The sequence below is a fragment of the Luteibacter sp. P4_E6 genome (assembly GCF_056401535.1).
Genome location: NZ_JBFUJE010000541.1, coordinates 1 through 2,521 on the forward strand (window position 1 = coordinate 1; position 2,521 = coordinate 2,521).

2 protein-coding genes are annotated in these 2,521 nt (G+C 65.1%); both read right to left on the bottom strand.

Annotation, left to right across the window (positions count from 1 at the left end):
* Nucleotides 1-280 precede the first annotated feature (280 nt).
* Nucleotides 281-880, bottom strand: a complete 600-nt coding sequence (locus tag AC1DT2_RS20510) for a Slp family lipoprotein (protein WP_477298380.1) — start codon at nucleotides 878-880, stop codon at nucleotides 281-283.
* A gap of 43 nt (nucleotides 881-923) precedes the next feature.
* On the bottom strand, nucleotides 924-2,521 hold a 1,598-nt coding region (locus AC1DT2_RS20515; protein ID WP_477298381.1), incomplete at its 5' end, for a transglutaminase TgpA family protein.

Here is a 2,521-nt window from a genome sequence, read left to right on the forward strand (position 1 = left end):
GCCGTAGGCCAATCAGATACATGGGCCGCGTCAGCGGCCTTTCCTTCTCGAACGCGGAGGACGTGTCTGAGCAGCGAGGGTGGACACCAAGGTCTCCCCGCGAGACGCCCAAGTGTAGAGAGYGATGGCAAAGCCGAGCCCCGCGAAGCCGAAGGCGAGCCATGGCCGAGGTGCGAGGTGCGAAAGAACGCCCGGTCTGCAAGCTGAGCGGCCGGGCCCCGGTCATCCGCGAAGAACCGAAAAAAAAAGCCGGCGCGAGCCGGCTTTTTTGTTTGCTGGATCAGCGATGCGGGCCCGGAGGCGGGCGTACGATGATCGTGCGCGGGCGGTACCAGTACGGGTCGCCCCAGGGGCCGTAACCACCGTAACCGTAACCACCCCAGCCCGGACCAAACCCCGGACCCCAGAACGGGTCGTAGAAGCCGGGACCGTAGTTCTGGTATGCCACGCGCTTCGGCCAGAGGTAAACGACGTCGGCCTCGACGCGCGGATAGGCATAGTCGAAGTCGCCTACCTTCTGCGAGACGGCGCCATGCAGCGTACCCGTCACCGTGATCTCGCGACCACGGGTGAAGACTTCCGGATCGTAGAAACCGTCGCGGCAGGCCACGAAGCGGCCCTGGCTGTCGGTCTTGCTGGCGGTCGGGCGAGCTTCACTGTCGAGCGGTTCGGACAGCACGAAGAAGCAGGTCTGTTGCGGACCCGGCTCCGTCTTGATGATCTCGYCGCCCCAACGAACCTTCGCGCCCGGGGCACCGCCCTGTTGCGCGCCGGACGTCGAGACGTCGTTGAACTGGCCCTGCAGCGGCTGCGGCACCGTGGCGCATGCGCCAAGGGCCAGCGTCGCGGCGGCGATGACCAGCGGTTTGTACATGGACATGTCACATCTCCCAGAGGCACCGGACACGGCCGATGCCATGTCCTTATTTGACCACGCGGCGCACCTTTAATTCCTTCACCTGCCGCCTGAATTCGCTGAGTGATTCAGGCGGCGGTTCGTCAAAGGCATAACGTGACCGTAAGTAAAGCTGGCTCAACCTTTCCAAGGCATTTCGTTGACCGGGCAGTGAACGCGCCGCGCGGGCGAAGAAGTGTCGGGGACCTTCACCTATCCGTCGCGTCACGCCTGTACGTGCGAGCTTTCGCTCTAGACGTTGCATCCACGCGTCCAACGCATCGCCTTCACGTCGCTGGAACATGGCCCAGCCAAGAGCCGCTGCGACGAGCAATGCGCAGCCCACCGCCAGGATAACCGCCAGATCGCCAACCTCCGCCCGGCGAATGCCGAACGGTTGAAGCATGCCTTCCTGACGAAGCGCATCAAAGCCATTAACGGCCTGGTTCCACCATTGGTTGACCACGTCCCAGTGGTCGCGTGCATTGCGCAGCCAGGCCATGTCGAAGAGGCCACCCTCGCTGCTATTGCCAGCCGCCGCCGCTGCCGCCGCACCCAGACTGACGCGTTCCGGACGTACCGCGCCGGTGGGATCGAAGCGTACCCATCCTCGTCCTTCCAGCCAGACCTCCGACCAGGCATGCGCATCGGCGTGACGGACCAGAAGATACGAGCCGAGCTTGTTCCAGTATCCGCCCTGGTAGCCGGTGACGACGCGCGCCGGTACACCGGCAGCCCGCATCAGGAAGGTGAAGGTCGACGAAAAGTGCTCGCAAAACCCCTCGCGGGTCTGGAACAGGAAGTCGTCGATGCGGTCGCGGCCGAGCGGCGCGGGCGCGAGGGTGTAGCGGAAGCCGCCATCGTGGAACATGGTGAGGGCGGCACGGGCGATGGCGAGGTGATCGTTGCCGTACTGGCTGGCCCAGCCGGCCGCCAGTTCGCGTGCATGGGGCCCTACACCGTCCGGAAGCCGGAGTGCCTGCCGGCGTTGCCGGTCGTCGATGCTCGCGTCGAGCCGATAGTCGGTGGTGGCGGAGGCGTGATACCGATAGACCTCGTCGACCGGACGGTCCGCCTCAGCGGTGCGGTCGCCACGCAGCCTTGCATCGCTGGGCGCCTCCACAGGCATGTCCATCACCGGCAGCACCCGCTGGCGTGTCGGTTCGAGGGTGATCTCGTAGTTGAAACGTGCTTCGCCTTCCAGTGTGCCGGGTGCACGCGAGCCGCCGTTGTAGTCGGGGCTCCAGCTCTGACCATCGAAGTTGGTCATGGTGTACGCGCGAAAATAACGGCTCTCGTTCATCGGCGGCGTGCCGTCGAACGTCACGCGCATGGCAGGCGTATCGTCAGTGAGTACTTCAGCCATCTCACCCGGTGCCATGCGATCGGACAGGCCCGTGATGGATTTATCGGCCGTGGGCGCACCCCATAAAGGCGAGCTCAGGCGAGGCACGAACACGAAGGCGAACGCGGCGAGCGGGACGGCGGCCAGTAGCGTGATCAACACCGGCAGGAGTTGGCGGCGTAGAGGCTGCGATTGGGGGTCGACTTCCTCGACGGAGCGTAACGTGGCGACGGCTGGCACCAGGCCGAGGGCAACGACGAAGCTGGCGGCGAGACCCTGGT